Here is a 22,963-nt window from a genome sequence, read left to right on the forward strand (position 1 = left end):
AGGGGCCCGGTGCCCACGAGCGAACGGACCGCGCGGCCGACGGCGGCGGCGCCGCGCACCCTCCTCCCCTTCTCCCTGCTGCTCTTCGCCGCCGTGCGCGTGCTGTGTCTCGTGACGCTCGCGGTGTGGGCGGGCGCCGAGGGGCGCAGTGCGCACAAGGTGCTCGCGGAGCGGTGGGACTCGCTGTGGTACGTGCGGGTCGTCGAGCACGGTTACGACTTCACATTGACCGCGCCGGACGGGCGTGTGCTCTCGGACCGGGCCTTCTTCCCCCTGCTGCCTTGGCTGGAAAAGGCCGGTCAGGGGCTCACGGGACTCGCTCCGCAGGACGTGGGGCTCGGGGTGAGCGCGGTCGCCTCGCTCGCGGCGGCGTGGGCGATCCACCGGATCGCGGCGCGGTTGTACGGGGAGCGGGCCGCGCTCTTCGCGGTGGCGCTGTGGGCGGTGCTGCCGGTCTCGGTCGTGCAGTCGATGGCGTACAGCGAGTCGCTCTTCACGGCGCTCGCGGCCTGGTCGCTGTGGTCGCTCCTGCGGGAGCGCTGGCTCGTGGCGGGCCTGCTGGCCTCGGCGGCGGGGCTGACGAGGCCGGTCGGTCTCGCGGTGGTGCTCGCGGTGTGGGGGGCGGCGTGGGCCGGCCGGCGCTTCACCTGGCGCGTGGTGGCCGGCTGTGTGCTCGCGCCGCTGGGCGCTGCGGGGTACGTGCTGTGGTCGGGGCTCAGTTCCGGCCATGGCGTCTTCGGTTACCTCGACGTGCAGGGCGACTGGGGCAACGGCTTCGACGGCGGCCTCGCCTTCGCCCGCTTCCTCGGCGACCTGCTGAGCGGCCCCGGTTTCGCGGGCGGCATCGGGCTGATCATCGGCGTGGCGGCGCTGATCTGGCTCTACGTCCGCGGCATCCGCCAGGGCCAGCCCCTCCCCCTCGTCCTCTACACGGGCGTGGTCCTGCTCCTCGCCCTGTGCACCTCCGGCTTCTTCGGCTCCAAACCCCGCCTCCTCCTCCCCGCCTTCCCCCTCCTCCTCCCCCTGGCCCTCGCCCTCTCCCACCTGCGCCGCCCCTGGACCGCCTGGCTCGTGGTGGGCACGGCGGCGGGAGTGGCGGCGGGCTACGGAGCGTTCTGGCTGCTGGGGTCGGGACCGCCGTAGGGGGGCGGGGGGTCAGGACGTCTGCGGGGCCGGGGTGGAGGGCAGGAGCCCGATGTCCTCAAGGTCCAGCACCGGCAGGAGGGGGGCGGGGGCGCGTACCGCGTGCGCGGGGGCCGCGGCGGCCACCGGCCGGCTCCCCGAGGATCGCTCCGGCATGTCCAGCGAGAAGTGACCCCACCGGTTTCCGTGGCCTGGTCAGAAGGCCAGGTGCGTGCGGGACCAGGTGGGGAAGGGGGTGGTGGGGATGTCGAGGGCGTGGGCCGTTTCGGGGTGGGCGGGCTGGGTGGCGGCGTTGTTCATGAGGTGGCCGGCGCCCCAGGCGGGCATGCCGGCGGCGAGGGCTTCCTCGACGGTCATCGCGGGGGCGGTGACCCGGGTGCCCCACTGGGTGGAGAGAGTTTCGGCGATCTGGCGCATGGTGAGGCGGTCGCCCGCGAGGTCGAGTTCGAGGGTGTGGAAGCGGTCGGGGTGCTGGACGGCGTGGGCGGCGGCGACGCCGATGTCGTCGGGGTCGATCAGCGCGAGGAGGGTGTCCGGCTGGAGGACGGTGGCGAAGCCGCCCTCGGGGCCCTTGGGCAGGAGCGCGGTCAGGTTGTCCATGAAGAAGGCCGGCTTGAGGATCGTCCAGCGGGGGAAGCCCGCCGCGCGGACCTTGGCGATGATCGCCGTCTTCGTCGCGTAGTACTCCGCCATGGGGGCCAGCGGGCCTTCGCCCCAGCCGGGGATCTCGGTGTGCGTGCCGACGCCGCTGGTCGAGGACTGGATGAACTGCGGTACGCGCGCGTCACGGGCGGCCTCGATCAGGTGCGTCGCCTGGGCCAGTTCACCGGCGAAGTCGGCCCCTGCCTCGCTCATCGGCGGCATCTGCACGGAGAAGACGGCCCGGACCCCGGCGACCGCCGGGTCGAGCGAGGCACGGTCCATGAGGTCGCCCGTGACGAGTGCGGCGCCGAGCGCGGCGATGTCGCGCGCACGGTTGGCGTGGGGGTCGCGTACGAGGGCCCGGACCGGAATCCCGGCGGCGAGCAGGGCACGGACGGTCGCCCCGCCCTGGCGGCCGGTGGCGCCGGTGACGAGGACGGGGGCGGAGGGGGAGGAGGAGGCGTCGGCGTCGGCGGCGTCGGGCTGGATCGGCATGGAGGCTCCTTCGGGAGGGGCGGCGGGCGGTGCGCGGGGGCGCGGGCAGGGGCACGCGGGCGCGGGTGGTGGTCGCGTGCTGGTGGCTCACGGCCCACGGCCCACGGCTCGCCGCAGGGAAACGGCGGGGGCCGCCGTTTCTTCTTCCGGTACGATACGGCGGGGCCCACCACTTAGCAAAAGCGAGACGTCATGACCGGTCAGCGTGCGGACGCACGGCGCAATTACGCCCGTATCCTCGCCGTCGCCGAGGCGGAGGTCGCCGAGCGCGGCGCGGATGCCTCGCTCGAACACATCGCCCGTACGGCGGGGGTCGGTTCGGCGACCGTGCGCCGCCATTTCCCGAACCGGCGGGCACTCCTGGAGGCGATCTTCCGGGAGCGGATCGAGGCGCTGCGGGTACGGGCACAAGCACTGGGGGAGGCCGAGGACAGCCGCGCGGCACTTCTCACCTGGCTGCACGAGCTGATCGCGTACGCGGTGAGCGCGCGCGGATTCGCGGACACGCTCACGTACGAGCCGCCGAGCGACACCCCGAGCACCTGCGCCACCGCCCTGGAGGACGCCGGTGCGCCGCTGCTGCGCCGCGCTCAGCGGGACGGGGTGGTCGCGGCCGGGGTCACCGCGCACGACCTGGTGACGCTGGGAGTCGGCATCGCGCTGGCGACGGAGCACCACGGGGACCCGGGGGCACAGGCGGAGCGGTTGTTCGGGGTGGTCGTGGAGGGGGTCAGCCCGGGGGGTGGCTGGGGGTGACTTGACCCGACCCGAGACAGCCCCCGCCCTCCCAGGGGGGCGCCCCGTATACAAGTCTTCCGCAAATCGGCAAGGCCCGGTGACCAACTCCCTACATCTGTGGATAAGTCCGGGAAACCCGCACAAGCACTCACTCTTTCCGGTGAGGCGATGTGCGGGCGAGCGGCACAGAACGGCATCTGACCGGCGCGTCTGTGGATAACTCGACGCTCCGCGAGGTGAGTGAGCACTCACCCACTTCGCGGAGCGCTGGTGCCGGGGCGGCTCACCCACCCCGCGGAGCACCGGTGCCGGGACCGCTCACCCACCCCGCAGAGCCCCGGCGCCACAGCCGCTCAGCGCCGCTGGTACTGGGGGTGTTCGCTCGCCGGGTGCGGGAGGGGCGCGGGCGGGGCCGTGGGGAGCGGCGTCCTGCGCAAGCGTGAGCGGACGCCCTTCACCAGGCGCCCCGCCGTGTAGTCGGCGCCCAGCACGAAGCGCATCGCGGGGCCGTACGAGGCGGCCGTGACGAGGCCCGCCAGGAAGAGGCCCGGGAGCGAGGACTCGAAGCCCGCGTCGACCTCCGGTGACCCGTCCAGCGCCGCCGTGCGCAGCGCCGCGCGCGTCCCGGGGTCGAGGACGGTGAGCCGGGTCGCCGCCGGGGTGAAACCCGTCGCGGCGATCACGTGGTCCGTGTGCAGGACCTCCCCCCGCGCGCCCGAGACCGCGAGCCGCAGGCCCGTGCCCGAGGGTGCCGCGTGGCGGACCTCGCGCCCGAGGAGGACCTCGACGCCGCGCGTCACGCGTTCGCGGACCCACCAGGCACCTGCGGGGCCGAGCGCGGCGCGGGCCACACGGGTGCGGTAGTCGGCGGGCAACTTGCGGTACACGCCAGGGAGTTCAGCGTAGAACCAGTTCCGCCAGCCGCTGCCGAGGCCGCTGTGCGGGGCGCGCGCGGACTGCCACCAGGGGCGCTTCCACGGCGGCGGGAGGGTGTTCCAGCACAGGCCGGAGGCGCGCACCAGGACGCGCGCGCGGGTGCCCTGTTCGGCGAGGAGCGCGGCCGTCTCCAGGGCCGCCTGGCCGCCGCCGACCACCGTCACGTCGCCGCCCGCGAAGCGGCTCAGGTCGTCGTGGTCGCTGCTGTGCGACACCAGCCCGGCGGCACGCAGCGGGGCGAGGACGGGCGGCAGCTCGGTGAAGGGCATGACGCCGACGGCGAGCGCGACGGTACGGCTGAGCAGGACCTCGCCGTCCTCCGCCGTGAGGCGGAATCCGCCGCCGGGCAGCGGCTGTACGCGGCTGATCAGGCGTTCGTCGACGCCGCACGGGACCGCGTGGCGCGCGAACCACAGGCCGTACGCGGCGAAGACCGGCACGGGGACGGGGGTGCCGTGCCGCGCGTCGACGCCCTCGCCCGCGCAGTACGTGTCGAGGCCGAAGCGCCCTGCGGGATCGGAGAGGTGCGAGGCCCAGGGCTCGGACTTGAGGAACATGCCGGGCGGCATGTGGTCGCGCCAGGAGGCCATCGGGCGGCCGAAGACGCGCAGTCGGAGTCCGGCGGCGGCGGCGTGCGCGGCGATCGACAGGCCGTAGGGGCCCGCTCCCACCACTACGAGGTCGTACATGCGGTGCTGCTCGCTTTCTGCTGGCCGTCGATCCCGTCCCCGAGGGGCGGCGGCGGTACGGATACAGGTCGCTCGTCGGGTACGGGTCGCTCCTCGGGTACGGGTCGCTCCTCGGGCGCGGGGCGCTCCTCGGGTACGGGGCGCTCCTCAAGCGCGGGGCGTTCCCCGGGTGCGGGGCGCGCGCGGGTCGTGAGGCGGCGGGCCGCGCGGGCGAGGACGTGCGCGCTCCACGCGGCGGTCATCGCGGCCGCCGGCAGGGGGTCGTCGGCGGCCCACCAGGCGCCCTCGCGACCGGCCCCGCCCGGCCCCGTACCGCCCCGGGAACCGGCCCGCTCCCCGCGCACCGCCGAGAGCAGCGCGTACGTGCCGACCGTGAAGCGGCGGCCGGGGGCGGGGGTGCGGGCGGGGAGGGGGCGACCCGTCAGGTCGAGGTGGAGGGCGCGGACGACGTCGAGGCCGCCGTGGTCGGTGAAGAGGCGGAACTGGGCGCCGGGGCGGGGGTTGAAGTCGAGGAGGTAGGGGGTCGTGCCGGTGGCGTCGTAGCGGAAGTCGAGGTCGAGCACGCCGCGGTAGCCGAGCGTCGCGACGAGGCGGCGGGCGCAGTCGTCGATGCGCGGGTCGTGCTCCCAGCGGCCGACGGCGGTGAGTCCGGCGCCGGGCGGCCAGGCGCGGAGTTTGCGGCCCGTGCCGCCCGCCGCGAGGCGGCCCGTGCGGTCGGCGTAGGCGTGGCAGAACCAGTCGCGGCCCGGGGCGTACGGGAGGAGGTGCTGGATGAGGAGGGGGCTGCCGGCCTCGGCGGTACGGGCGTGGAGCGCCGCTGCCTCGGCCGGGGTGCGCACGAGGGTCGTGGAGCGCAGGCCGCTGCCGGGAGGCAGGAGCCAGGGGCGGCTCCACTTGGCGATGGCGGGGGCGCCGAGCGAGCGGACCGCCGCGGCGGCCTCGGCCGGGCTCGCGGGGCGCGCGGTCTCGGGGTGGGCGATCCCGGCGGCGGCGCAGACCTCGGCGAGCCGGGCCTTGTCGGCGACGCGCGCGGCGAGCCCGGGCGGCTGGGCGGGGAGGAGGAAGCGGTCCGCGAGCGCGGGCGGCAGGTGGTCGACGGCGACGGCGCTGTGGTCGTCGAGCGGGACGAGCACGGCACGCCCCGTCAGGTCCCGTACGGCCTGGGTGAGTACAGCGGCGATGCCGTCGGGCCCGGTCTCCTGTGGGGGCTGGCGCCAGGTCCGTACGACGTACCGGGAGCGGGCGAGGGGGCCGCGCGGGCCCTCGCTGACGGCGTGTACGGGGACGCCGGCGCGGCCCAGGGAGCGGGCGGCGCCGAGGGTGCCGTGGTGGAAGGGGTTGCGGTCGACGCGAACGAGGACAGCGGGGACGGTCACGTCGAGGAGGGGGCCCGGGCCGCTCGCGCGGCGGGAAGCGCGGGCGGGGCGATGGCCGGGATTCCCGGGTGCGGTCACCTCCGGCGGGGGTGCGTCCGGACGGGGGATGGATTTCGCGAACGGGTTACACACCCGGTCGGCGTAAGAGAAATACATACGACTGACATCCCACCACTTCCGTGCCGCGGCTCGACCGGGCACCAGAATTCCAGGAGACGGATATGACCAGGGAGAGATTCCGCCGCGGCCGCAAGCGACTCGCGATCGGCGCCGCCGGAATTCTCGGCGTTCTCGCTTTCGCTCCGGCCCCGGTCGGCGCGGTCACGATCGCGACGGTACCGGTAGCGGCGCTTTCGGCCGGGGAACCCGGGGACACGAATGACGGGCAATCATCGGGGGTGCGGGGCGCGGAGGACGGCGCGCCGCCCGGCAGGGGGCCGGCGGCGGACCCGAGCCCCCTGCCGCCCCTCCCGCCGTTCCCCTCACCCGCGTTCCCGCGCCCGGCGACGAGCCCCCCGGCCGGGCGCCCCACCTCCCCCGCCCCGAGCCCGGCCTCCACGCCCTCCCCGGCGTCCACCCCGGCCCCCGGTTTCGGCGCGTACCTCCACTACAGCCCGCGCGGCATCGCGCGCATGGCGGACTTCTCGCGCTGGCTCGGCGGCCGGGAGCTGACGGTCGGCCATACGTATCTGGCGGGGGACGTGTGGCAGAACATCGAGGGCGCGCCCGCGTGGCTCGCGGACTGGGCGGCTTGGTACAAGGCGGAGCCGGGCCGCACGCTCGTCCTCAACGTGCCGATGCTGGAGCGTACGGAGGCGCGGGTGCCGGACGCGGCGGTGGCGCTCGAACTGCGGCGCGGCGCCGCGGGCGCGTACGACCGGCACTTCGAGCGGCTCGCGCGGCGGCTCGTGGGGCTCGGCGTGAAGGACGCCGTGCTCGTGGTCGGCTGGGAGATGAACGGGACGACGTACACGCACCGCTGCGGGCCCGATCCGCGCGCGTGGCGGACGTACTGGGCGCGCATCGCGCGGGTCATGAACGGCGTCGAGGGGGCGGGTTTCCGTTTCGATTTCGCGCCGACGCGCGGGCGGGACGCGACGCCGTGGCCGGAGTGCTATCCGGGGGACGACGTGGTGGACATCGTCGGGATGGATTCCTACGACCAGCCGCACGGCACGGATTTCGACCGGCAGATCTCGGAACCGTACGGGCTCCAGGCGCAGGTGGATTTCGCGGCGCAGCACGGAAAGGCGATCTCGTACCCCGAGTGGGGGCTTTTCAAGAATGGTGACAACGCGGAGTACATGCGGCGGATGATTCGCTGGATGGACGCGCACCCGCCGCTTTACCAGACGATTTCCGACTACTGCCCGCACGGCGTGTGGCAGTGCCGGATGAATCCGCGGGCGACGGATGTCTACCGGCAGGCGTTCAAGGTCGGTGGCGGCCTTCCGGCGGAGGACGCCGGCGGGAGGGAGCAGCGGCCGGTGGCGGACTGCCGGCCGGTCAGGCTCGGGGGATGGCTGGAGGAGCGGCTCGGCGGACGGCTGTGCGTGCGGTTCAACTGGTGACGAGGGTGGGGGCGGCCTTGGTTCGGGGTCGCCCCCACCGTCAGTCCCGCGTCGGTGGCTTCTCGCGGTGGGCGTGGAGCCAGGTCGCGGCTTGGGTGCGGGCGATCGCGTGGGCCGTGCGGAGCCACAGGAGGGGGGCGGTGCGGCGGGTGGAGAGGAGGAGTCGCTGGTTGACGACGGTGTCGGGCCGCCAGTGGCTCTTGTACGGCTCGGTGCCGCGCAGCAGGCTCAGGGTTTCGCGGCCGTCCTCGGCGGCGAGTTCCGAGGCGGTGCGCAGGAGCATCGTGGCGACGTCGGCCTTGCGTTCGCGCAGCGCGGGGTCGGCTCCGTAGAGGTAGCCGCCCGCGAGGCGCTGCGAGAGCAGGGTGAGGTCGACGGCGACGGTCTCGCCGTCGAGGCGGTAGGCGGTGAGCTGGGCGTCCCCGGTGCGGACCATCGTCGTGACGGAGCGCACGAGGTGGTCGCGGAAGCGGGGGCGCAGGTGCTCGGGGGTGACCTTGCGGCCTTGCCACTGGCGGCGGTGGAGGGTGAGGAGGGTGCGGATCGCGGCGGGGACCTCTTCGGCGGGTACGGGGCTCGCCTCGATGCCGAGGGCGTCGATCTTGCGGAGTTTGGCGCGGAAGCGCTGGGCGCGCGAGGCGGGGAGCCGGGTGAGGAGTTCGGCGAGGGGGCGCGCGGGGAGTTCCAGGCAGGGCGAGTCGGGGCGGCGCACGACGAGGCCGCGCCAGTGGGCGAGGAGGAGTTCGGTGGCGGCGCCCGGTCGCAGTTCGCGCAGGTCGACGAGGGTGGTGCGGGCGGCGCGGCGCAGGGCGAGGGCGAGGGCGCGCGCGGCGGGGCCCGCGTGGGCCGCGTCGACGAGGACGTCGCCGAAGTCGGAGATTCCGCCGCCCATGAGGACGAGGGCGGGCAGCGGCCCGGGGGCGCGCATGAGCGGCGCGGCGGCGACGAGGCGGTCTCCGCTGCGGACGACGAGGACGCGGAGGGCGCCGGGCGTTCCGTACGACTGCCACCACGAGGAGAGCCAGGCGTGGCTCTGGAAGGGGGTGGCGCTCGGGCAGGCGGCGGTGAGGCGGCGCCAGTCGGGGGCGAGGAGCGCGAAGGCGCCGGGCTGGGTGATCCATTCGGTGGTGCAGGGGGCCGGATCGGTCTCGGTGCGCAGGCCGTCACCGGTGCGGCCGCGGGGTGCGGGGCGGCAGGGGACGGGGACGCGGTTCGCGCGGGCGAGGGTGTCGTGCTCGGTGCTCATCGGTGCGGGCTTCCCCCGGTGCTCTTCGTGGTCTTCGTGCTCTTCGGAGTGGTTCATGGTGTGGGTGGAACGAGGTGGCGGGGCTTGAGGTGGCGGGCGCGGGCCTTCACGCGCCGGGCGGCCTCAGCTCGTGGTCTCGCTCGTACGGGACGGTTCGGCGGCGTTCTTGCGCTCCGCCGGGGCCGGGACGGCGCCCGCCGGGAGGGACGCGGGGGCGGCGAGGGGGCGGCGGGGGCGGGCGAGGAGGGCGAGCGCGCCGAGGAGGCCGCCCGCGCAGGCTCCGACGCCGGTGGTGAGGAGCGCGCCGGGGCTCGCGGGGGCGGTCGGGGGGAGGGCGCGGGAGAAGGAGACGAGCGAGACCCGCGTGTCGGTGGCGTTGTGCCCGGCGGCGGTGACGAGGGCGCGGGCGACGGCGTTGGCGTTGTCGGCGGCCTGTTCGGGGTCGCCGGAGCGGGCGCCGACGGCGATCATCGGGGCGTCCGGGGAGGTCTCGGCCGTGACGGAGGAGCCGAGCGTGGCGAGCGGGACGCGGGCCTCGACCTGGGCGTCGCCTAGGACGCCGAGCTGGGTGGCGACGCGCCCGTACGCCTGCGCGAAGCCGAGCGCGGAGGCGGGGTCGCCGCCCTTGCCGGGGACGGCGAGGACGTAGGCGGTCGCGGTGTACGCGACGGGGCTGGCGAGTCCGTACGCGGCGCCGCCGCCCGCGCCGAGGAGCACGCCCGCGCCGAGGAGCGCCGCGGCGGGCAGCGACCTGAAGCGCGCGAGGCGGGCGAGGCGGGCGAGGCCCGCGCGGCGGCGGGAGGGGACGGGGGCGGGGCTCGGGCTGTCCTGGGTGCTGGTGGGGCTGGTGCTCACGGCGTGTTCGCTTTCGTACGGGTCGGGTGGGGCGCGCGGGGGCGCGGGGGGCGGGCGGCGGTGGGGGGTGCCGCTTGGGCGAGGGCGTGGCGGTAGACGGTGTCGAGGAGGGCGGCGGAGCGCTCGACGGCGTAGTGGCGCACGGCCGCGGGGGCGGGGAACCGTTCGCCCGGCGGGAGCCCGCGCCCGTGGCCGGTGGCGCGGCCCCAGCGGACGGCTTCGGCGAGCGCGGCCGGTGAGCCGCCGACGCGCTCGGCGGGCGCGGACTCGGGCGGCAGGTCTTCGAGGGCGGGGCAGCGCACGTAGAGGACGGGGAGTCCGGCGGCGAGGGCCTCGATGACGGCGAGTCCGAAGGCTTCGTCGGCGGAGGGCGAGAGGAAGACGTCGGCGGCGCAGAGCAGGGCGCGCAGTCCGTGCGGGTCCTGTTCGCCGGTGAGGTGGACGCGGTCGGTCAGGCGCAGGCGCGCGACCTGGGCGCGGAGCGCCGGTTCCTCGGGTCCGGCCCCGGCGAGGACGAGGTGGTGTCCGGCGGGGAGGAGGGCGAGGGCTTCGACGAGGGCGGCGAAGCGTTTGCCGGGGACGAGGCGGCCCGCTCCGGCGAGGACGTGGGCGTCCTCGGGGATGCCGAGGGCGGTGCGTGCGGTGGTGCGCAGTTCGGGGTCGTACGCGAAGGCGGTGGCGTCGATGCCGTTGGGGACGACGTGGACGCGGGTGTCGGGGACGCCCCAGCGGGTGAGGCGTTCGGCGACGGTGTCGGAGACGGCAACGGTCGCGGTGCCGAGGCGTTCGCCCGCGAGGTAGAGGGCGCGGACGCCGGGGGTGAGGGGGCGGCCCTCGATCTCGGTGTCGCCGAGGGAGTGCTCGGTGGCGACGAGGGCGCGGACGCCCGCGAGGCGGGCGGCGAGGCGGCCGTAGAGGCAGGCGCGGTAGAGGTGCGTGTGCACGAGGTCGTAGCGGCCCGCGCGGATGTGGCGGGCGAGGCGGGGCAGGGCGCTCAGGTCGCGGTTGCCGCGCATGCCGAGGTGGTGGACGGGGACGCCGTCGGCGCGCAGCGCGGTGGCCAGCGGCCCGGGGTGGGTGAGGGTGAGGACCTCGTTGTCGGCGGTGAGGCGGGGGACGAGGAGGCGGAGCTGCTGTTCGGCGCCGCCGACGCCGAGCCCGGTGATGACGTGGAGGACGCGGGGGCGCGGGGCGTGGGCGTCGAAGGGGGTGTCCGGGCCGCTCATACGCGGGCCGCCTCCTCGGGCGCGAGGGGCGCGTACGGGAGGGTGGCGAGCGCGGTGGGGCGGCGGCGGGCGTGGAGGCGGCGCTTGAGGGCGAGGAGCGGCGCGGTGTCGCGGCTGCCGACGTGGACGCGCGGGAGGGCGTAGGGGCCGGTGTGCGTGCCGGGGTCGATGGCGCAGGCGTAGCGGTATCCGGCGGCGCGGACGGCGTCCATGGCGCGGGCGTCGAGGGTGCCGTACGGGTAGCAGAAGCCGTCCACGGGGGTGCCGGTGAGCGCGGTGAGGCGCGCGCGGGCACCGGCGGTCTCGGCGTGCAGCGTGGCGTCGTCGGCGCGGGTGAGGTCGACGTGGGTGAGGCCGTGCGCGGCGAGTTCCATGCCCTCGGCGCGGACGCGGCGCAGTCCGGCGGCGGTGAGGAGGGCTTTGCGGGGGCCGAGCGGGTCCCAGGCGTTGTCGCCGCCGAGGCGCCCTGGCAGGGCGAAGACGGTGGCGGTGCAGCCGTAGCGGTGCAGGAGGGGCACGGCGTGGGAGAGGAAGTCGGCGTAGCCGTCGTCGAAGGTGAGCCCGACGAGTCCTTCGCCGCGTCCGGCGGCGCGGGCGGTGAGGAGCGCGGCGACGGAGACGCCGCGCAGTCCGCGCCGCCGCAGCCAGCGCAGCTGCCGCTCCAGGCGGTGCGGGGTGACGGTGACGCGGTACGGGTCCTCGCGCACCTCGGAGACCGAGTGGTACATGAGCACCCACAGCGGGGCGGGCCGGGTGGTGCGCGCGGGAAGGCCGGGCGCGGGAACGGCGGGCGGTTCAGCGGGCATCGCGGCGCTTTCTCGTACGGGGGGCGGGGGTGGAGGCGGGGGCGGAGGGGGTCGTACGGGAGGTACGGCCCGGCCGGTGCGCGTACCGGTTCGCGTACCGGTTCGCCGCGGTCTGGCGGAGGATCTCGGCGGCCGGGAGGCGCAGGGCGAGCGCGGTGCCGAGGGAGACGGTGAGGAGGGCGAGCGTCCCGGCGGTGAGCCCGGCGGCGGGGGTGGTGAGGCGGGCGGCGGCGAGGTGGGCCGCGAGGCAGCCGAGGGCGGCGGCGAGGACGAGTCCGGCGAGGTCGCGGGTGACGGCGCCGGTGCGGAGCGGGAGGGAGCGGCGCAGGGGCCCGGCGAGCATGAGGGCGGCGGTGGTGCTGATGCCGAGGGCGTTGGCGGCGGCGAGGCCGAGTACGCCGTGGGCGGGGGTGAGGAGGGCCGCGCCGAGGGCGGTGACGGTGAGTCCGGCGAGCATGGCGGCGGCCGGGTACCAGGTCCTGCGCGCGGCGGAGAAGTAGGAGCGGATGAGGGCGCCGACGAGGGTGTGGCCGAGGAGGCCGAGGGCGTAGACGCGCATGACGGCGGCGGTCGCGGCCGTGTCGGTGGCGGTGAACGCCCCGCGCTGGAAGAGGAGTTCGATGATCTGCTCGGCGCAGGCGATGACGGCGGCGGCGCCGAGGAGGACGACGCACCCGGCGAGCGAGAGGTCGCGTTCGACGCGGCGGCGGGCGTCCTCGGCGCGGCCTTCGGCGAGGGCCTTGGCGACGACGGGGAAGGTGACGGTCGCGAGCATGAGCGACATGACCATCGGCACCTGCGCGACCTTCTGCGCGTAGTTGAGGTGGGAGATCGCGCCCGGGGCGAGTGCGGAGCCGAACCAGCGCTCGACGAGCACCTGCGACTGCCGGAAGAGCGCGAAGCACAGCACGGGTGCGAGGAGCGCGGGGTCGAAGAGGCGCGTACGGGCCCTGGGGGCGCCCCCGCTCGTGCCGCCGATGACGCGTCGCGCGCGCAACTCGCGTAGGAGGAAGGGCGCCTGTACGAGGACCATGAGCCCGCCGCCGAGCGCGACGCCGAGCGCGGCGGCGCGCACGCCCCAGCCCGCCCAGGCGCCGACGAGGGCCATCGCGGCGATGATGCCGGTGTTGTAGGCCACGTAGATGGAGGCCGGGGAGAGGTAGCGGCGGTGGACGCGCAGGGCGGCGCCGCAGTACCCGGCAAGACCGAAGCTGAGCGCGCAGGTCGCGGTGAGGCGGGTGCAGTCGACGGCGAGCCGGCGGCGCGGCAGGCCCGGGGCGAGGGACTCGACGATCCAGGGGGCGCCGGCGACGAGGAGGAGCGCGACGAGGGAGAGGATCGCGCAGAACTTGGGGAGCGTGGCGCGTACGAGGGCGCGGACGGGGTCGGGTTCCCCGGAGCCGCTCGTGGCGCGCAGGGCGAGGGCGAGGGAGAAGGCGGGGACGAGGACGAGCGCGGTGCCGTCCTCGATGAGGAGCGTGGAGGCGAACTCGGGGAGGGTCCAGGCGACGAGGAAGGCGTCGGTCTCCTGCCCGGCCCCGAAGAAGTGCGCGAGCGCCTGGTCGCGGACGAGCCCGAGGACGGACCCGGCGACGGTGAGCGCGGCGGTGATCCCGGCGGCCCGCGCGAGGAACCGGCCGGAGGGGTCGGGGCCTTCTGCGCGGGGGGCGGGGAGGGTCTTCGTGGGGGGCGGGGGGTTCGCGGCCTCGGTGGCAGTCGGGGGCGTCGCCGCGTGCGCGGGGGGCGCGGCGTGTCCCGGGGGCGTGGGCGCGCCGGGCGCGCCGGGTGCGGTGGGTGGTGGCCGGTGGGTCATGGGGTCCGCCTCTCGGAGGGCCGCGTACCGAGTCCCCACCAGGCGGCGAGGCCGAGGGCGAGGGCGGTCATGACGGTGGCGGGGCCGCCGATGTCCGCGTAGGTGAAGTCGACGAGCTGCCACAGGAGGAGGCCGCAGGCGACGAGTCCGCAGTCGAGGGGGCGGCGGCGCGGGGCGTGGCGCCGGTGCGTACCGGCGAGGCGGCGCACGCCCAGCAGGAGGAGCGCGGCCCAGCATCCGCCGAGGGCGGTGAGGCCGATGAGGCCCTGCTCGCTGAGGACGAGGAGGTACATGTTGTGCGGGGACAGCAGGGGCTGGACGCGGAAGTCCTGGCCCGCGCCGGCGGTGTCGCTGCCCGCGGAGAGGGCGAGGGAGGCGTGGCTGTCGCGGTGCGCGGGGAAGCCCTTCAGCCCGACGCCGGTGACGGGGTGTGCGCGCCACATGTCGCCCGCGGCGGCCCACAGGGTGTAGCGGTCGGTGACGGACTGGTCGGGCGCTTCGGTGACCTTGGTGATGCTGCTGAGGCGTTCCTGCAGCATCGCGGAGCCGATGCCGAGGCCGCCGACGAGGACGACGAGGACGGCGCTCACGCAGGCGAGGACTTTGAGGGCGCGGCGGGGTCCGGCGGCGAGGAGCTGGAGGCCGAGGACGGCGGCGGTGGCGATCCAGGCGCCGCGGCTGAAGGAGAGCGCGAGGGGGACGAGGAGCGCGGCGGCGCAGAGCGCGGCGAGGGGCCGTTGGCGGCGCGGGGCCTCCCCGGTACGGGCGAGGGCGAGGCCGCTCGCGGCGACGAGCCCGTATGCGACGACCGTGGCCATGCCCATGACGTCGCCGGGCCCGAAGGTGCCGACGGCGCGGATGTCCTCGCCCCGGTAGGAGGCGCCGGAGCCGGTGAGGTACTGGACGACGCCGAAGCCGCCCTCGGCGAGGGCGAGGGCGACGAGTCCCCAGGCGAGGACGCGGAAGTCGCGCGGGTCGCGGAGGGAGAGGAGGAGCGCGGCGGGGACGAGGACGAAGACCTGGAGGTAGCGCCCGAGCCCGGCGACCCCGGTCGCGGCGTCGGCGGCGCCGAGGGCGGCGAGGGCGAGGGCGAGGACGGGGGCGCCGAGGACGAGGGCGGCGCGAGGGGTGAGGCGGGGGAGGGAGAGGCGGGCGGCGCTGCTTTCGCGGGGGCCCGGGCTCTCGCGGAGGAGGCGCAGGACGACGGTGAGGACGAGCACGGCGGAGGCGGCGTCTGCGGGGGTCGCGCCCTCGGCGCCGGGGGAGGCGGGGTAGGCGAGGAGGGCGAGCACGGCGAGGGCGGGGAGCAGGCGGGCGGGGACGTGGCGGCGCAGGGCACGGGCCAGGACGGTGAGCGGAGCGGGCCGGCTCGCCTCGCGCGGGCCGAGGGGCGGCCCGGCGTGCGGGACGGCGGGGGCGGCGGGCTGCCCGGCGTGGCGGGTGGCGGCGGGGGTGCCGGTCTCGTGGCCTGACGCGTGAGTGGCTGACTGGGTCACGGGTCAGCTCCCCGAGGGGCGGACGAGCGAGAGGGCGGTGCGTACGAGAATCCGTACGTCGAGCCACCACGACCAGTGGTCGACGTAGTAGTTGTCGTGCCGGGAGCGGTCCTCGATGGAGGTGTCCCCGCGCAGGCCGCTGATCTGCGCCAGGCCGGTGAGGCCGACGGGCGCGCGGTGCCGGTGCCGGTAGCCCGCGTACGTACGGCCGAACTCGGCGACGAAGAAGGGGCGTTCGGGACGCGGGCCGACGAGGCTCATGTCGCCGCGCAGGATGTTCCACAGCTGGGGCAGTTCGTCGAGCGAGGAGCGGCGCAGGAAGCGGCCCACGGCGCTCACGCGGTCGTCGTGGGCGACGTTCCAGCGGGTGGCGGCCTCGCGGTCGTCGCTGGGGCGCAGGCTGCGGAACTTCAGGAGCGTGAAGGTCTTCCCGTACTGCCCGACGCGTTCCTGCCGGAAGAGCACGCCGGGGCCGTCGCTGAGGCGGACGGCGAGGGCGCAGCCGAGCAGGAGCGGCGAGAGGAGGACGAGAGCGGGGCCCGCGAGGGCGAGGTCCAGGGCGCGTTTGCCGGCGCCGGGGCGGCGGGGGCCGGGGGGCAGCGGGGTGAGCGGGTAGCCGGCGAGGGTGGTGGTGCCGGGCGCGGCGCCGTGTCCCGGGCCGCGCGCGTCGAGGCGCCACAGGGCGCAGCCGTGGGCGCGCAGGAGCCGCAGGTACGCGGCCGACGGCTCCCCGACGCACAGCGCGAGCCGCACGTCGTGCGCGCCGAGGGCGCGCCGCACCTCGTCGGCGGAGCCGAGCACGGGCACGTCCCCGGGTGTCCCGGCGCGCGGCCCGACGATCCCCACGGGCAGCACGACGGGCCGCTCGCACCGGCGCAGCACTTCGGCGACGGTGTGCGTACGGGCGTCCCCGATGAGCAGCGCGGCGGCGGGCCGCGCACGCCGCCGCGCCCGCCGCCGCCCGTGCACGAAGCCGCGCACGCCCGCGGCGACGAGACTCTGCGCGGCCCACGCGGTGAACAGCGCGGAGAGCGGCAGCGCCGCCGCGGGCCGCACGGCGGCGAGCAGCGCGGCGACGACGGCCCAGGCGAGGGCGGTACGGGCGCAGAGGGCCGGCACCTCGTCGAGCACCCCCGTCTCCGGCCCGGGCCGGTACAACCCCGCGGACCGCGCGGTCAGAACCAGCAGCACCCCACCGAGCACCCCCCACGCCCAGCCCCGCCCCACCCCGGCCACCAGCCCGCCCACCAGCACCCCGAGCAGGTCGGCGGTGACGAGGGCGAGGGAGGGGTGGGGGGCGCGGCGGGGGGTGGGGGTGTGCTGGGGGGTGGGGGTGCGGGCGGGGGTGCGCGTGGGGGCGGGGGTGCGGGTCGACGTGCGGGTCAGGGCGCGGGCCACGGCGCGGGACAGGGTGCGGGGCGGGACGCCGGTCGGGCTGCCGGTGGGGCGAGGTGGCGCCGTGGGAGCGCCGATCGGGCTGCCGGTGGGGCGAGGTGGCGCCGTGGGGGCACCGATCGGGCTGCCGGTGGGGCGAGGTGGCGCCGTGGGGGCACCGATCGGACCGCCGGTGGGGCGAGGTGACGTCGTGGGAGCGCAGGTCGGACTGGCGGTCGGGCGAGGTGGCGCCGTTGGGGTGCCGGTCGGAGCACCGGTCGGGCGAGGTGGCGCCGTGGGAGCGCCGATCGGGCTGCCGGCGGGGGCGTGGGTGGGGCGAGGTGGCGCGGTGAGAACGGAGCGAGGTGATGCCGTGAGGGCCGGAGCCACGGCTGCCGGAAAACGGGAACTCCCCCGCCCCGCCGCGCGTTGTGGCTCATCGGGGGCCCACTCATCCCCTAGGGGAAAACCCTGAGACGCCCCCCTGGACACCCCCAAGCCGCCACCGCCCCCACTCCCCGCGGCCCCCCTCTCCCCGCCCAGCACGAAGGTCTGCTCAGCGCCCATCGCACCTCGCGTCTCCGCCTCTCCCAGCCCCCTCGGCTCCGCACCAAGCGCTGCCCTCGCCTCCGCGCCCAGCGCGCCCCCCGCCTCCGCACCAAGCGCACCCCTCGCCTCCGCGCCCCGCGCCCCTCCCGTCTCCCCGCCCACCGGCTCGCCCGCGCCCCCCGCCGCACCCGACGGCGAAAGGGCCACGCGCACAAGGTCGTTCTCCACGCTCACGAGGTCATCGACTCCCTGGCAGGGCGGGTCCCGGCGGTCGTCCCGCGCGGGCCCGGAGGGGTGGTCCTGGGCGTCCGCGCGAGGAGGGCGCCGTAGAGCGCGGAGACGGCCCGCGCGGTGTGTCGTACGTCGTGGTGGGCACGGACGTGCGCGAGCCCCGCCGCGGCGAGGTCCGCGCGCAGCCCCGGCGCGCGCAGCAGGCGCGTGAGCGCGGCGGCGAGCGCCCCGGGCGCCTCGGGCGGTACGAGGCTGTGCGGCAGCGCCGCGCCCGGCAGGCTCTCGCGGGCTCCGCCCGTGTCCGTGAGGACGAGGGCGCGCCCGCAGGCCATCGCCTCCAGCGGCGCGAGCGCCATCCCCTCCCAGCGCGAGGGCAGCACCACGAGGTCCGCGGCCCGGTACCAGCGTGCGCACTCCCGCGCCGGCCCCGCGAACTGGACGCCTTCTCCCGCCTGTTGGCGCAACTCCGCCTCGTCGGGACCGTCGCCGACGAGGACGAGCCGCGCCCCGGGCACGGCCTCGCGCACGGCGGGCCAGGCCCGCAGCAGCACGTCCTGCCCCTTCTGCCGGCACAGCCGCCCCACGCACACGACGAGTGGAGCGCCGTCCCCGTACGCGTAGCGGCCGCCTTCGGGTCGGAAGGCGGCCAGGTCGACGCCGTTCGGCAGCACGGCGAACTCGCCTCGTACGCCCGCCTGTTCACCCGTACGCCGCTCGGCTTCGCTCACGCAGAGCAGCCGGTCGGCCCAGCGGGCCCCGTACCGCTCCCAGTGCCGCGCGAAGGCGCCGACAGGGCCGCCCGCCGCCTCGAACGACCAGGCATGCGGCTGGAAAACGGTGGGCAGCGCTCCGCGCACCACGAGGCGTGCGGCGAGACCGGCCTTCGCGCTGTGCGGGTGGACGAGTTGAGGCCGCACGACGTCAAGTACCCGTCGCACACCGGCCGTCTCGGCCCGCAGTGCTGGCCCGGGCGAGCGCCCCGCGTACCACTCGTGCACGAACGCGCCATATCGGGCCGCCTGTTCACCGAGTGTCCCGCCGGGCGGGCAGGCGAGATGCACCTCCAGACCCTCCGCGCGCTGCGCGCGCACGAGGTCCGTGACGACTCGCGCGACGCCCCCTTCGACGGGCTGTGCGATATGCAGGACACATGTACGTGGCGGGAGTTCGCACTGCTCTGCTGACACTGACACGCGCGCTTACCCAACTGTGCTGAGATGGACGGGATGACGGAGCGGGGAGACGTGTCAGTCGCGTCGCCCGCCGACCCCGGTACCGGCCTTGGTGCCGCCCGCCGCCGCGTCACCGCCCTCTCCGCCCGCCCGCGCCTCGTCCGTCTGGGCCCAGAACGCCCCCAGCCACACCGCGTCGCGCTGCGCCGACACGTCGACCCGCAGCCCCCTGCCACCGGGCCGCAGGGCCTCGCGCAGGTCGAGGACATCGGAGTCGTAACCGAAGGTGTGCGGCAAGCCTCCGCGCGAACTCTTCGCGTGAGCTGTTGAGTTGTCGCTGATGGTCGAGTTGAGGAGGTCGGCGGTCGGGTTGGCCGCGCCGCCACCGAGCGGGACGGGCCGCGCCTCTCCGGTACGCACCGTGACCGCGTCCCCGTCGATACCCCGGTCCCCGTCGTACGCGACGATCCCCGCGCGGCCGGAGGCCCCGGCCGGGACGTGGTGGCCCGGGAGTTCGAGGCGGAGCGTGCGGCGGTCGCTGTCGTCGACGCGCAGCGACTCGAAACCGTCCCACAGGGAGAGCCGCCGCAGCGACGCCCCCGGCTCCTCCCAGGCGGCGACGAGCGTCCACCCGCCCCAGCCGCCCGTCGCGGAGTGCCCCTTGGCGATGGGGAGTTGGGCGACGGTCCAGTCACCCGGGCCGCTCGCGCGCACGAGGTCGGTGACGTCGGCCGAAGCGTGCAGGGCCTCCGCGCCACCCGCGACACGGTGCCCGATCGTCGTATCGGCACTGACCTTCCGGTAGGCGCCGCCGGGCTCCGCGATGAGGACGGTGCCCGCGTCCGCGAGCGGCTTCTGCTCGCCGACGCGCAGGTTGCCGCCCCAGTACAGGCGCGCGTAGCGGATGCGCGCGCCCTCGGGGAGGTCGAGGCGGGCGCGGGTGGAGTTGTAGGTGTTCGGGTCGTCGTCGCTGTCCGCGTACGACAGCGCGTAGTCACCGTTGTTGGGCGCGGTACGCCCCTTGGCCGCCCCCTCGCCGCGCCGCGCGCCCGCGCACGCCGGCACCCCCTTCACGGCCGGCGCCTCGCAGACCACGGCCGAGGCGGCGGCCCGCGCGAAGCCCCCGTGCAGGGTGGCGCTCCAGCGCGGCGCGAAGGGCAACCGGGCGGCGGTACGGGGCGCGGACGCCGCGGCGGGCCGGCCCTTCGCGTGGGGGGCGTCGGCTCCCTCGGCCCGGACGGAGGCACCCGCTCGCTCGCCCCGCACGGAGGCGCCCGCCCCCTCGCCCCGCACGGCGGCCCCCGCGAGCGGTCCTTGGGCGAGGGCGGCGAGGGCGAGCAGCACGCAGGCCGCGCCACGGCGCACCACGGCGGACAGCGGGAGTCGGCTTCGCATGACGGCCCTCCGGGGGCGGCGTAGGGGGCGGGACAGTCCGGACTCACGATCCAGAAAGGGGACATTACGCCCGACATGCCACTGAATTGCACACTGCTGGCAAGTCATGACAATGAGGGCGGAACGTCGGGACTCTAACCCCGGCCCCCCGGAGAACGCGTCAGCATCGACGAAGCGGTTCGGGTGTACTTGTCAGATCGACTGCCGAACCCCTCGAACAGCCCATCCCGCACCCGCCCACCAGCGACGACTCCCCGAGCGCACGGTCACACAAGGTGATCACCGGCCGGGCGCGGCGTGTTCCGCGCTCCGGGCCGGGCGGCGTTTCACCTTTTCGGGGCACAACGCGCGGGGTCCCGACGGCGTTGTTGCAGACGCCGGGTCAGCCCCGGCACCCCGGCCCGCGACGCAGCCAGCGGCACCGGCCGGGCACCCCGCACGATCCCTCGACACCCGTAAGGAGCGCGTCGCCATGTCGCGTACCGCCAAGGCCCTCGCCCTCTCCTCCGTCGCCGCCGCCGCGCTCGTCGGCTCGGCCGGCCTCGCCTCCGCCGACGCCGGCGCGCAGGGCGGCGCCGCCTTCTCGCCGGGCGTCCTCTCCGGCAACGCGGTGCAGATCCCGGTCCACGTGCCGGTGAACCTCTGCGGCAACACGATCAACGTCATCGGCCTGCTCAACCCGGCCTTCGGCAACACCTGCGTGAACGCCTGACGACCGGAACGGTGGGGCGGCCCGCGCGCGTGGCCGCCCCACCGGCTCGGCCCACGGGGGCGCCGCCCCGATCCCCCGCTCCTCGGACTCCCCCAGCCCTCGGCCGGGAGGTGCCCCCACAGGGGCGGTCATCGCCACCGCCGAAAGGACTCCGCATGCCCGCGAAACACCGCAAGCCCCGCACCTCCCCCTCCGCCGCCAAGGCCGCCGCCGTCGTCGTCGGGGGTCTCGCCGCCGCCACCGCCGCCGCGCCCGCCTTCGCCGCCCCCGCCGTGGACACCGCCGCCCTCACCCCGAGCAGCCTCAACGGCGGTTACTACGCCGCCGCGACGGGGCTCCAGGGCGCCGTGGACACCGTCGCGAACGACGCCCTCGACCCCTCGAAGCCGGACTCCCTCGGCAAGACCGTCGACGCCGTCGCCCGCGAGGCGAAGCCGCTCCTGCCGCAGCAGAAGCTCGACCCGGCCTCGCTCGTACGGGAGGGCTCCACGACCGGCGCCGCCACCGGCCTCCTCGGCGGGCTCCCCCTCGGCGACCTCGCTGGCACGGGTGGCCTCGGTGACCTCGGTGGCGCGGGTGGCCTCGGCGGCCTCGGCGGCTGAGCAACCCTCACGCCTAGCGGCGACCCCACACCGTCCGGAACGGCCTTATGGAGGCCCCCACACCGACCGGAACGGCCGTGCGAACGCGCTCCCCTTTGGAGTGATGGCCGGTTCGGGCTCCCCCGGACAGGTGAAAGAGCGGGGGGCCGGTCGGGGCGGAGTCGCTAGGGTCCGGGGGTGACTTCGACCGACAGCGCGCAGCGCGTTTTCCGTCCCGCCGAACTCGGCACGCTCGTCGTCGTGGCGTGGAGCGGCAAGCACCCCGACGACGACCACGACATGCCGTTCCTGCTCGCCTACCCGCTCGGCGACGGAACGGCGGGCCACGAGGGGTCCACCGAGGCGGCCCTCGCCCTGCTCGCGGACACGAAACTCCCGGTCGGCGGCACGCTCCTCGACGGTACGCAGACCTCCACGCTCCCTCTCACCCTCCTCGTCGAGGCGGGCTCGGCCGCGCTCACCATGCCCCCGAACCTCAACGCCCAGTGCGAGGTCCCCCCGGAGTGGTTCGCCGCCGCCAAGCAGCGCGGCTACGCCTACTTCATCTTCGCCACCCGCCCCTGGCCGCAGGCCGTCCCCGGACGGGAGATCACCGAGGAGGCGCTCGCCACGTTCGTCGGCGACACCGAGATGCTCACCTCCTCCGCCCACGTCCTCCTCCCCGTCCGCAGCCTGCGCTGACCCGCGCCACCCCCAGGGGCCGGACCCGGCGCCAGGCCCGGCCCCGCGCCATTCCCCACACCACGGCCCCCCTCCCCCACCACGGCCCTCCTCACGTCACCGCGCCCCTCCCCCACCACCGGCCCCCGGCTCCCCGAAACGCGGCTCACGTGTCGCGCTTCGCGCGCAGGCCGCGACACCGCGCGCGCCGCTCGGCCGAAACCGAACCGAACCGGACCGGTCGGCCTCCCGCACCAGCCGCACCACGCCGCGCCCCGGCCCCGCCCCGGCACCCGCCGGCGTGCGCGCTCCTCCCGGCGCGCGCAGCCGCGCGCGCCCCGTCCCCGGGGAACCACCACCGTCATGACCACGCCTCCCCCGCCCCCCACCGGTCCCGTCCCGGGCAACCCCTACGCGAGCCCGGCCCCCCCGCCGCTCCCGCACGCCGGGCCCCCCGCGGCACCCCGCCCCGCCCCGTACGCGCTCCCCCACCCCGTCCCCGGCGGTCTCCCGGCCGCCTCCACCGCCCCCACCGGCTGCGTCGCCTGCGGCGCGGCGCCGGCCGTGGACGTGACGATCCGGGGCCACCAGGGCTTCCTCTTCTTCCCGCGCTTCCTCAGGGAGGACGGCCACCTGTGCCGCGACTGCGGTATCGGCCTCGTCCGGCACATGTCCGCCCGGACCCTCTGGCAGGGCTGGTGGGGGATCGTCTCGCTCGTCGCGGCGCCGGTCACGCTCGTCATGAACGCCGTCACCCGCAGGCGCCTCGGCGAACTCGCCGCGCCCACCGGCGCCACGCGCCCCGGCATGCCCCTCGGCAAACCCCTCCTGCGCCGTCCCACCGCGCTCCTCCTGCTCACCCCCGCCGCCCTGCTCTGCGCCGTCCTGTACTCCCAGTCCATCGACGACAGCCCCGGCAGCGCCCAGGCCGGCGACTGCGTCCACCTCGACAACGGCCCCCTCGCCGCCGACCCCGGGGCGCGCGTCGTCTCCTGCGACAGCGCCGAGGCGACGTACGAGGTCTCCGAACGCCACGGCGCGCCGGACGCGCGCTGCGCACCGGCGAAGGGCTCCTCCCCCCTCGCCTACTCCGAGACCGGGCTCGCCGGCTTCACCCTGTGCCTGCACACCCACGACACCGGCACCGCCCCCGCACCTGGCCTCCCCGGCTGAACTCCCCCGCGCCGTTCGCACCGTCCCCACCGCCCGCGCCGCCCCCACCGCCCCCTCCGGCCC

At 76.3% G+C, this 22,963-nt stretch carries 19 protein-coding genes; 7 read left to right on the forward strand and 12 right to left on the reverse strand.

Features of this window, described 5'->3' with window-relative positions:
• The first annotated feature begins 9 nt into the window (after positions 1 to 9).
• Positions 10 to 1,143 (forward strand): glycosyltransferase family 39 protein, encoded by a 1,134-nt coding sequence (locus tag ACIP4O_RS25715; protein ID WP_401577921.1) that lies wholly within the window; start codon positions 10 to 12, stop codon positions 1,141 to 1,143.
• Between the two features lie 195 nt (positions 1,144 to 1,338).
• On the opposite strand, the gene ACIP4O_RS25720 is transcribed toward ACIP4O_RS25715, so the two are convergent.
• On the reverse strand, positions 1,339 to 2,280 hold the full coding sequence (locus ACIP4O_RS25720; RefSeq protein WP_401577923.1) for an NmrA family NAD(P)-binding protein: 942 nt from the start codon (positions 2,278 to 2,280) through the stop codon (positions 1,339 to 1,341).
• Between the two features lie 192 nt (positions 2,281 to 2,472).
• Between ACIP4O_RS25720 and ACIP4O_RS25725 the strand changes: the two genes are divergently transcribed.
• Positions 2,473 to 3,036 (forward strand): TetR/AcrR family transcriptional regulator, encoded by a 564-nt coding sequence (locus ACIP4O_RS25725; protein ID WP_401577925.1) that lies wholly within the window; start codon positions 2,473 to 2,475, stop codon positions 3,034 to 3,036.
• Between the two features lie 335 nt (positions 3,037 to 3,371).
• Here ACIP4O_RS25725 and ACIP4O_RS25730 read toward each other — a convergent pair whose 3' ends face one another.
• Positions 3,372 to 4,643 carry an FAD-dependent oxidoreductase gene (locus ACIP4O_RS25730; RefSeq protein ID WP_401577927.1) on the reverse strand — a complete coding sequence of 424 codons (1,272 nt, stop codon included), beginning with the start codon at positions 4,641 to 4,643 and terminating at the stop codon, positions 3,372 to 3,374.
• Positions 4,628 to 6,019 (reverse strand): ATP-grasp domain-containing protein, encoded by a 1,392-nt coding sequence (locus ACIP4O_RS25735; RefSeq protein ID WP_401577929.1) that lies wholly within the window; start codon positions 6,017 to 6,019, stop codon positions 4,628 to 4,630. Before ACIP4O_RS25735 ends, ACIP4O_RS25730 begins: the two co-directional genes overlap by 16 nt.
• 221 nt (positions 6,020 to 6,240) lie before the next feature.
• On the opposite strand from ACIP4O_RS25735, the gene ACIP4O_RS25740 reads away from it, so the two are divergent.
• Positions 6,241 to 7,590: a glycoside hydrolase family 26 protein gene (locus ACIP4O_RS25740; protein WP_401577930.1), complete on the forward strand. Its 1,350-nt coding sequence runs from the start codon at positions 6,241 to 6,243 to the stop codon at positions 7,588 to 7,590.
• A 40-nt stretch (positions 7,591 to 7,630) separates the two neighbouring features.
• Here ACIP4O_RS25740 and ACIP4O_RS25745 read toward each other — a convergent pair whose 3' ends face one another.
• From ACIP4O_RS25745 to ACIP4O_RS25785, 9 genes are all read right to left on the reverse strand, one after another.
• A complete protein-coding gene (locus tag ACIP4O_RS25745) occupies positions 7,631 to 8,836 on the reverse strand; it encodes a GNAT family N-acetyltransferase (RefSeq protein ID WP_401577932.1) in 1,206 nt (401 codons plus the stop codon).
• Positions 8,837 to 8,959: 123 nt separating this feature from the next.
• On the reverse strand, positions 8,960 to 9,691 hold the full coding sequence (locus ACIP4O_RS25750; protein WP_401577934.1) for a lipopolysaccharide biosynthesis protein: 732 nt from the start codon (positions 9,689 to 9,691) through the stop codon (positions 8,960 to 8,962).
• The gene (locus ACIP4O_RS25755; protein ID WP_401577936.1) at positions 9,688 to 10,917 is read right to left on the reverse strand and encodes a glycosyltransferase; all 1,230 of its coding nucleotides are present in this window, start codon (positions 10,915 to 10,917) and stop codon (positions 9,688 to 9,690) included. The genes ACIP4O_RS25750 and ACIP4O_RS25755 overlap by 4 nt, the downstream gene beginning before the upstream one ends.
• Positions 10,914 to 11,723, reverse strand: a complete 810-nt coding sequence (locus ACIP4O_RS25760; RefSeq protein WP_401577938.1) for a polysaccharide deacetylase family protein — start codon at positions 11,721 to 11,723, stop codon at positions 10,914 to 10,916. Before ACIP4O_RS25760 ends, ACIP4O_RS25755 begins: the two co-directional genes overlap by 4 nt.
• Complete coding sequence (locus ACIP4O_RS25765) at positions 11,713 to 13,536, reverse strand: lipid II flippase MurJ (RefSeq protein ID WP_401577939.1); 1,824 nt, start codon at positions 13,534 to 13,536, stop codon at positions 11,713 to 11,715. Before ACIP4O_RS25765 ends, ACIP4O_RS25760 begins: the two co-directional genes overlap by 11 nt.
• Positions 13,533 to 14,882 (reverse strand): O-antigen ligase family protein, encoded by a 1,350-nt coding sequence (locus ACIP4O_RS25770; protein ID WP_401578164.1) that lies wholly within the window; start codon positions 14,880 to 14,882, stop codon positions 13,533 to 13,535. The genes ACIP4O_RS25765 and ACIP4O_RS25770 overlap by 4 nt, the downstream gene beginning before the upstream one ends.
• A gap of 153 nt (positions 14,883 to 15,035) precedes the next feature.
• Positions 15,036 to 16,430, reverse strand: a complete 1,395-nt coding sequence (locus ACIP4O_RS25775) for an exopolysaccharide biosynthesis polyprenyl glycosylphosphotransferase (protein ID WP_401577940.1) — start codon at positions 16,428 to 16,430, stop codon at positions 15,036 to 15,038.
• 755 nt (positions 16,431 to 17,185) lie between these two features.
• Entirely contained in the window at positions 17,186 to 18,373 is a 1,188-nt protein-coding gene (locus ACIP4O_RS25780; RefSeq protein WP_401578166.1) for a glycosyltransferase family 4 protein, read from the reverse strand.
• A gap of 60 nt (positions 18,374 to 18,433) precedes the next feature.
• A complete protein-coding gene (locus ACIP4O_RS25785) occupies positions 18,434 to 19,753 on the reverse strand; it encodes a DUF3344 domain-containing protein (protein WP_401577942.1) in 1,320 nt (439 codons plus the stop codon).
• A gap of 472 nt (positions 19,754 to 20,225) precedes the next feature.
• Here ACIP4O_RS25785 and ACIP4O_RS25790 point away from each other — a divergent pair, with 472 nt between their 5' ends.
• From ACIP4O_RS25790 to ACIP4O_RS25805, 4 genes are all read left to right on the forward strand, one after another.
• Positions 20,226 to 20,465, forward strand: coding sequence for a chaplin (locus tag ACIP4O_RS25790; protein ID WP_361323411.1), 240 nt, complete (start codon positions 20,226 to 20,228; stop codon positions 20,463 to 20,465).
• Between the two features lie 155 nt (positions 20,466 to 20,620).
• Complete coding sequence (locus ACIP4O_RS25795) at positions 20,621 to 21,067, forward strand: hypothetical protein (protein WP_401577944.1); 447 nt, start codon at positions 20,621 to 20,623, stop codon at positions 21,065 to 21,067.
• A 177-nt stretch (positions 21,068 to 21,244) separates the two neighbouring features.
• Positions 21,245 to 21,748, forward strand: a complete 504-nt coding sequence (locus ACIP4O_RS25800; RefSeq protein WP_401577946.1) for a DUF5949 family protein — start codon at positions 21,245 to 21,247, stop codon at positions 21,746 to 21,748.
• A gap of 342 nt (positions 21,749 to 22,090) precedes the next feature.
• Positions 22,091 to 22,900 carry a hypothetical protein gene (locus ACIP4O_RS25805; RefSeq protein ID WP_401577948.1) on the forward strand — a complete coding sequence of 270 codons (810 nt, stop codon included), beginning with the start codon at positions 22,091 to 22,093 and terminating at the stop codon, positions 22,898 to 22,900.
• The last annotated feature ends 63 nt before the right edge of the window (positions 22,901 to 22,963 follow it).

This window comes from Streptomyces sp. NPDC088923, assembly GCF_044749745.1.
Lineage (GTDB): Bacteria > Actinomycetota > Actinomycetes > Streptomycetales > Streptomycetaceae > Streptomyces.

Bases quoted from the DNA above. Each gene is read 5' to 3' on its own strand.
- ACIP4O_RS25720 (WP_401577923.1), bottom strand. From the start codon at position 2,280: ATGCCGATCCAGCCCGACGCCGCCGACGCCGACGCCTCCTCCTCCCCC.
- ACIP4O_RS25725 (WP_401577925.1), top strand. From the start codon at position 2,473: ATGACCGGTCAGCGTGCGGACGCACGGCGCAATTACGCCCGTATCCTC.
- ACIP4O_RS25730 (WP_401577927.1), bottom strand. From the start codon at position 4,643: ATGTACGACCTCGTAGTGGTGGGAGCGGGCCCCTACGGCCTGTCGATC.
- ACIP4O_RS25740 (WP_401577930.1), top strand. From the start codon at position 6,241: ATGACCAGGGAGAGATTCCGCCGCGGCCGCAAGCGACTCGCGATCGGC.
- ACIP4O_RS25745 (WP_401577932.1), bottom strand. From the start codon at position 8,836: ATGAGCACCGAGCACGACACCCTCGCCCGCGCGAACCGCGTCCCCGTC.
- ACIP4O_RS25755 (WP_401577936.1), bottom strand. From the start codon at position 10,917: ATGAGCGGCCCGGACACCCCCTTCGACGCCCACGCCCCGCGCCCCCGC.
- ACIP4O_RS25760 (WP_401577938.1), bottom strand. From the start codon at position 11,723: ATGCCCGCTGAACCGCCCGCCGTTCCCGCGCCCGGCCTTCCCGCGCGC.
- ACIP4O_RS25765 (WP_401577939.1), bottom strand. From the start codon at position 13,536: ATGACCCACCGGCCACCACCCACCGCACCCGGCGCGCCCGGCGCGCCC.
- ACIP4O_RS25785 (WP_401577942.1), bottom strand. From the start codon at position 19,753: ATGCGAAGCCGACTCCCGCTGTCCGCCGTGGTGCGCCGTGGCGCGGCC.
- ACIP4O_RS25790 (WP_361323411.1), top strand. From the start codon at position 20,226: ATGTCGCGTACCGCCAAGGCCCTCGCCCTCTCCTCCGTCGCCGCCGCC.
- ACIP4O_RS25795 (WP_401577944.1), top strand. From the start codon at position 20,621: ATGCCCGCGAAACACCGCAAGCCCCGCACCTCCCCCTCCGCCGCCAAG.
- ACIP4O_RS25805 (WP_401577948.1), top strand. From the start codon at position 22,091: ATGACCACGCCTCCCCCGCCCCCCACCGGTCCCGTCCCGGGCAACCCC.